Here is a 6574-nt window from a genome sequence, read left to right as displayed (position 1 = left end):
CCAGACAGACACAAGCTCGAGATCAGTCAATAGTATCGGGAAGTAGGAAGCCAACATACCACCCAATCGAGGAACTGCAAGGGATAATCGGTAACCAAGCACTGGGTCAGTTAATTAAATCCCAGCCCAATAAGTATGGACAAGTTCATCGAACCCAAGATCCTCTGCTGAATAGTGTTTCCCCTGTTAGTGGGCAGTCAATTCAGCGAATGCCAATGTTTCGGGGACTTTCCCATGAGTTAAGGGGCAATTGGCAGCAGGGGAATTTAGTGCAGGCGAAGCTGACTATTGGTGAAGCTGGGGATAAGTATGAGCTTGAAGCTGACCGAGTAGCATCGGAAGATGTAGACCGGATTAACGCACCTATCCCGAATAAAACCGGATTACCAGATAAGCTCAAAGCAGGAGTGGAAAACCTGTCAGGATATTCACTGGATGATGTCAGAGTTAATTATAATTCCCCCAAACCGGCGCAGATACAGGCACTAGCCTATACCCAGGGGAAAACGATCGAGGTGGGTCCGGGGCAGGAGCGACATCTGCCCCACGAGGCGTGGCATGTGGTGCAGCAAATGCAGGGACGGGTCAAAGGTACCACCCAAACGAAGGGTATCATGGTCAACGATGAGAAAAGCCTAGAACAAGAAGCTGACCTGATGGGAAGACGAGCAGTCACACAAGCAGAAGTTCCCAAACCGGCATTGAAAAAGACTAATCCCCAGCACAGGTTGTCGACTTTGGCTCATCAAACTTCATCGATTCAGTGCATGAAACCAACGGATCCAATAAGAAACGATGTTGGGATTGTAACCTTCGATCAGTACTTGGATAACTTAGTTTATGTTCTGAATGAAGTGTTTGATTCTCTAAGAGAAATTGATGAAACGCAACGGATAAAAAAGATAATCAACGAACTTGGTATTCTTCCAATGATGCTAATTTCACGGGTCAGGTCTATGAAATCGTGGAAAGAGTTCGCGAGGAAACAGTTACCCGATGTCAAGAAGGTATTCGAAAAGGGATTGAATTTAGTTTCATTACAAGCCGAGGAGGAGAACTATAGTTTGCACAAGAGTGGTCAATTAGCCAAAGCTTTAGAGAAGCTATATCGTTTGCATATTTATATGGAGGGAATAGTTACCTTACCTGAGAGACAGAAACAAAGTGATCTAGAGCTACCTGAAACCGGAAAAAGTACGAAGTTAAAAGAAGGAGTTGCTAAGATAGCGGGATCAAATGTTGTTGCTGCTGCTGATACTGCCCAGACAGGTACTGGTGTAGCTTCAGGTGGTATAGGTCTGCTAGAAGCAGCTTCAGAAGGTATAACAGGACCGGCAGCAGCATTAGCCAGTTCCACACCAAGTTTCACATTAGGTGGAATTAGTGTTGGTTTTGGTCTGCTCGGTACCCTAGTTGCATACAAAAATCGTAAAGATGCGCGTAAAAGCAAAGCTCAAATCAAATCTCTTGAAGATAGATATACAGAACTCAAAGGATCAACTTTTACAACTGCAGCTTACACAAATAAAAAAGCAGGCAGTAAAGTGGCTCGATCGAGTAACGATATGATATCAGGCTCATCTGCAACGGGAGCAGGAGCAGCAGGACTAACAGCTGCCGGTTTCACAGTTGCAGGACTAGGAGCTGCTACAGCTACTGGCATAGGGGCAAGTGTAGTTGGTGTGATTGTTGGATTAGGCGCTTTGGGGCTTCTCGGGTACAGAATATTTAAGAGGATACGTCATAAGCAACCTAGTTATATTGAAAAAGAGCTAATAGCAATGTGGAATGATTCAAGTCAACGGCAGTTCGCTGAATACATCATAAAGGAGCATTTAGATATGTCGATTACTCAGCCTCCTGATGAAAAAGAACTAAAGAGGGCAATAGAGCAGAAGAACGAGAATATACGTTTATGGGCTGCTAAAAAAATTGTAGAAGAGTCTATAAATGGTAGCCCATTGGACCGGGCATACGCAGAGGCACTTATAGGTTCCTTAGGAGTTGATCCAAATATACCGGACACAGATAAACTTATTAAAAAAGTAAAACATAATTTGAAATAAGCCTTTTCACCCAAGCCTTAGTACTGATTTGCTAAGCAATTGGATTTTAGCGATCTAACTCAGCCCAGGTTGAGCAGTGCGATCGCGGATCTTGTAGCTCTTGTAGGGTGGGCAAATGGACATGATTCCTGATGAAATTGCCAAAATATCATAATTTGCCCACCCTACCCTACTGAATGCGATCTGCTCTGTTGTTGCTTGGGTTAACAAAGGAAGCTCTGCCACATTGGTAGGGATGTAGCGCGGTCTTGGGGTGAACACCCCCAGTGCCATTCGGCTATATCATGATGATGTGACTGTTAAAGATTTAGTCAAGCTCATGGGTAATCTACGACAAAGCCAAACCAGACAGACACAAGCTCGAGATCAGTCAATAGTATCGGGAAGTAGGAAGCCAACATACCACCCAATCGAGGAACTGCAAGGGATAATCGGCAACCGAGCACTGGGTAATCTAATTAAATCCCAGCAAGACTTATCTCGACAAGTTCATCGAACCCAAGATCCTCTACTGAGTACTGTCTCCCCTGTTAGTGGGCAGTCAATCCAGCGAATGCCAAGGTTTCGGGGACTTTCCCATGAGTTAATGGGCCATTGGCAGCAGGGGAATCCAGTACAGGCGAAGCTGACTATTGGTGAAGCTGGGGACAAGTATGAGCTTGAAGCTGACCGAGTAGCATCGGAAGTAGTGGATCGGATCAACACACCAGTGACTAGTCACAGCACTCAACCAGAGTCGATTCAAGCTCAAGGTCAGCAAGATGAACTGATGAGGAAGCCAATGGTGCAGCTTCAATCTGTAGAAGGTGGGATGGCAGCTACCCCAGAGTTGGAAAGCTCAATCCAACAGGCAAAGGGGTCGGGGATGCCCATCGCCGAAAGTATCCGGAAACCAATGGAACAGTCGTTTGGAGCAGATTTTAGTGGAGTCAGGGTTCACGCTGATGCCCAATCTAACCAGTTGAATCAATCTATTCAGGCTCGTGCTTTTACTACAGGTAAAGATATTTTCTTTCGGCAGGGGGAATATAATCCTGGGAGTCGAGGAGGGCAAGAATTGATTGCCCATGAGTTAACCCATGTGGTACAGCAAATTGGTAGTACAGTACAGCGACAAACAGAAAGCCAAGACTTTAATCAGGGTGTAATACAACGAAAAATTATTACTTTTAAGCCTCAACATCCTAAAGCAGAATCAGCTTACACTCCTGAAGAAAAGGAAGGAAAAGAAAAAGCTGATCAAGTAGATAATGAAGTAGAAAAAGCGTTTGATGAATTTATAAAAGGTAATTATGATGGTGCATCAGAAGCCCAGAAACTAATTTAGTTTAGGCGCAAGCAAGAATATGAGGACGGAAAGAAAGTTATTCATCCCTCGACGGCAGCCGGTTACGTGATTGAAGGAAAAGCAAATGTAGGAATAAAAGCCTTGGGTTCTGAATTTGAAACTCAAAATACTACTCTTCTCAAAGGAACTAGACCTGACGTTGCCATAAAACTCAGTACAGGAAATTATGCATTGGTAGATATTACAGCACAGAAGAGTGCCGGGCACATCCTTGATAAGAAAGGAAATTGGACTGGACATGCCAACATCCCCTATGTCGCTGAATCTATTTATCCTAGTATAAATTTTGACGATCCCAGCAGTACCAAATCCTTGAGTGATGATGAAGTAGAAGCTGCAATTAAAGCAGCAAAAGAGAGTGAAGACTTTAAGAAATTAGCAGAACAGGAGTGGCTAGAACAACAAGAAAATATCTTTAAAAAATATCAAGAAAAGGTAGAAGAGATCATAGATAATTTTAATAGAGACATCAAAGAAGGTGGAAAGCCTAATAAGGCTATTTTTAGATTAAACCAGCGTACTCGGCAATCATGGCTAGAAGAAACTGGATTAATGATACGCTTAAATACTGATATTAATAAGGATGATTATACCCTTATAATTGACAAATACAACAGTCGCAATTACAAAGAACAGGTTGAATTTTATAAGAACAATTTAAATAAAGAATACAGAGTTAAACAGAATAATTATAAAGCTATAGAGCAATGGCTTGATGATAAAATACTTAACTAAATCTTCTAACAGGGGGACAACGAGGCATGAAAGTCTTATGTAGTGAGCGATACAGCAGAAAGAGATCAAAAAAGATAGGTCAAAAGTAATAGCCCTGACCTATCTAAACAAAATGATAGCGTGCGCTATACCAAAAAATTATCCCAAATCAGCTGCATCACACAGCATATCTATTACTAGACTTGATGGTAATTAGTTTACAATTACTCAAAGAGGTTAAGTTAGAAGTCTTAGCCGAATCCCTGCCGTTACCTATTTTATTAGAGAGCCGTCGTCGGAAAGTCATGCGATTTTTGAGACTTAAAAACTTTACTATTGAAACTATCTGGTTTCCCTGTGTTACCGCTCTTTTAGAGGAGATGTTTAATCCTAAGGATAGGATTTATCTGGTCATCGATAGAACGAGTTTGAAGTTACCGTAGAAGAGTGGAGCCTTATTACAAAAGATTTAAAATTTTTCTGCATAACCTGCCGACTAGAAAGGCTCCACTCTTCAAGGTTTCGTCTCTTGGAGTCTGATTAATATCTTGATGGTGAGTGTTGTCTATGATCATCGAGCCTGGCCAATTTACTGGACATTATTAGATAAAAAGCGATGCAGCGCGGTCTTGGGGGTTTCCCCCATGAGCGACTGCATCAAGACAAGGAAATAGTAATTTGTCCGAACAAAAAGCAGTATTGAGCAAAAGTATGGAGTTACTATCAGCCTATGATGTCGTGGTGCTGGGAGACCGAGAATTTTGCTCTACCAAACTAGGTCACTGGCTGGCTGAACGCAAGGTATACTTTTGTTTACGGCAAAAATGTGACACCAAAGTTTGGCCAGAAAATGAGGTTTATCAAGAGTTGCGGGACTATGGTTTAAAGCCGGGGATGAAATTGTTTCTCAATGACCTTCAGGTAACGAAAAACAACGGATTTGGAACGTTTAATGTAGCTTGTAAATGGAAACGAAATTACCGAGGAGTGAAGACAAAAGAACCGTGGTATATACTGACTAACTTTGAGGATTTAAATACCGCTATTGTGTCTTACAAAAAGCGATTTGCGATTGAATAAATGTTTCGATATTTTCAATCAGGTGGTTACAGTCTAGAAGGCTCCAAGCTGGGAGCATAATCTCTAAGCAAGTTAATTATTGTGATCGCAATTGCCTATACTAGTGCAATCCTTCAAGGACGAGAAATCAAGAAAATGGGAATACAGAAATATGTTGTACGACCAGAAACAAAATCGAAATATGGTCGCCGACATAGCGGTGCGACCCAAGGCCGGGTTCCCCGGCCATTGGAAAGCGCACCGTCTGCTTTTTATGTTGGTCAACATCAGTATCATTGGCTGTACTTAGGGCAAATACCCGAAAAAATTGTAGCGGTGCGACCCCGGTCGGGTTTCCCGACCTAGGGAATGCGCACTAAGAGAGAGGAACTTTTGCAAATTAACCGCCGTTGGGTCAAGCATTATAAAAAAGGTAAGCGGGCTAGGGAACAAGCCCTGTCTATGTTACAAGCTTCGTTGTCCCCCTGCTAGCTAAATCTTTATCTAATGCCTAACACTTTAAGATATCACTTATCAATGTTGTGACCTACAAGCTTCTTGTTTGAAGGGAGCAGGGAGTTCTTGTAAGGTGGGCAAATAGACATGATTCTTAATTAAATTACCAAACTATAATAATTTGCCCACCCTACCCCTGAGGTGAGCAAATCCACTACCGTCTACCCTGTTGTTAATTGATTTATCGGTTAAAATTGTAAAGCAAGTCAAAAAAATCTTAACCTGCTGAAGAGGTGACAAGCAAGACCGATCGCGTGATCTTGTAGGGTGGGCAAATTAGCATCAGAGCTGATGACATGATCAAATTCTCAAAATTTGCCCACCCTAACCCTACCTGACTATCCGGAAGGTTTGCGGTAGTCGCTCAAAGTGCGATCACCCTTTGGGAGAAAAGTTTTCGGTCTACTGAACGTAGTGTGATCACGATCTTGTCGTGGGTTGGCGGCAGCCACTCCCTGCGGGAGTATCGCCGGACTTGTAGAGTGCGAAAACGTCCGTGTAACGGACAACCGAACCCATTGGTAAAATGATCGTTAAGTTGATTAAATGCCAAAACAGTCGATTTATGCTTAAATGAATCCCAATAACCCTGATCAGCCCCATCAACTTGACAGAAGCGATCCCTATCAACAGATATTATTTGCAGGATACACCGAGCAGGAGATTGCCGAAATCGAAACTCTGATCCAAACCTGGGACAAAGCCACCTATCCAACCCTAGCCAATAGTATTGTAGATCATGCAGACAGACACGGTTTTAAAGGGAATTATTTAAAGTATCTCAGAAAGGCTGCTAATTTTAACAAAAAAGGGTCACGAAAAACCCAATTACCGACAGGAGCATTGAGATGGAATAAAGGAACTGAATTTC

Annotated in this window: 9 protein-coding genes; 7 read left to right on the top strand and 2 right to left on the bottom strand. The window is 42.6% G+C overall.

Features of this window, described 5'->3' with window-relative positions; all coding sequences use genetic code 11:
* The first annotated feature begins 29 nt into the window (after window positions 1–29).
* Window positions 30–2066 carry a DUF4157 domain-containing protein gene (locus tag F6K49_RS33575; protein ID WP_293103615.1) on the top strand — a complete coding sequence of 679 codons (2037 nt, stop codon included), beginning with the start codon at window positions 30–32 and terminating at the stop codon, window positions 2064–2066.
* 54 nt (window positions 2067–2120) lie between these two features.
* On the opposite strand, the gene F6K49_RS33570 is transcribed toward F6K49_RS33575, so the two are convergent.
* On the bottom strand, window positions 2121–2339 hold the full coding sequence (locus F6K49_RS33570) for a hypothetical protein (protein WP_293103612.1): 219 nt from the start codon (window positions 2337–2339) through the stop codon (window positions 2121–2123).
* Between the two features lie 46 nt (window positions 2340–2385).
* On the opposite strand from F6K49_RS33570, the gene F6K49_RS33565 reads away from it, so the two are divergent.
* From F6K49_RS33565 to F6K49_RS33545, 5 genes are all read left to right on the top strand, one after another.
* Window positions 2386–3393 (top strand): DUF4157 domain-containing protein, encoded by a 1008-nt coding sequence (locus tag F6K49_RS33565; RefSeq protein ID WP_293103609.1) that lies wholly within the window; start codon window positions 2386–2388, stop codon window positions 3391–3393.
* Between the two features lie 66 nt (window positions 3394–3459).
* Window positions 3460–4149 (top strand): hypothetical protein, encoded by a 690-nt coding sequence (locus tag F6K49_RS33560; RefSeq protein ID WP_293103606.1) that lies wholly within the window; start codon window positions 3460–3462, stop codon window positions 4147–4149.
* A 185-nt stretch (window positions 4150–4334) separates the two neighbouring features.
* Window positions 4335–4571, top strand: a complete 237-nt coding sequence (locus F6K49_RS33555; protein WP_293103603.1) for a hypothetical protein — start codon at window positions 4335–4337, stop codon at window positions 4569–4571.
* Between the two features lie 235 nt (window positions 4572–4806).
* Window positions 4807–5208, top strand: a complete 402-nt coding sequence (locus F6K49_RS33550; protein ID WP_293103600.1) for a transposase — start codon at window positions 4807–4809, stop codon at window positions 5206–5208.
* Window positions 5209–5289: 81 nt separating this feature from the next.
* Window positions 5290–5553 (top strand): hypothetical protein, encoded by a 264-nt coding sequence (locus F6K49_RS33545; protein WP_158069732.1) that lies wholly within the window; start codon window positions 5290–5292, stop codon window positions 5551–5553.
* A 514-nt stretch (window positions 5554–6067) separates the two neighbouring features.
* Here F6K49_RS33545 and F6K49_RS33540 read toward each other — a convergent pair.
* Window positions 6068–6256, bottom strand: coding sequence for a hypothetical protein (locus F6K49_RS33540; protein ID WP_214607773.1), 189 nt, complete (start codon window positions 6254–6256; stop codon window positions 6068–6070).
* 20 nt (window positions 6257–6276) lie between these two features.
* On the opposite strand from F6K49_RS33540, the gene F6K49_RS33535 reads away from it, so the two are divergent.
* Window positions 6277–6574, top strand: a 298-nt coding sequence (locus F6K49_RS33535; RefSeq protein WP_293103597.1) for a hypothetical protein, incomplete at its 3' end; no start/stop codon positions are given.

The organism is Moorena sp. SIO3I6 (assembly GCF_010672095.1).
The sequence above is the reverse complement of the archived record's forward strand: the minus strand, read 5'-3'. Positions and strand labels throughout refer to the sequence as shown.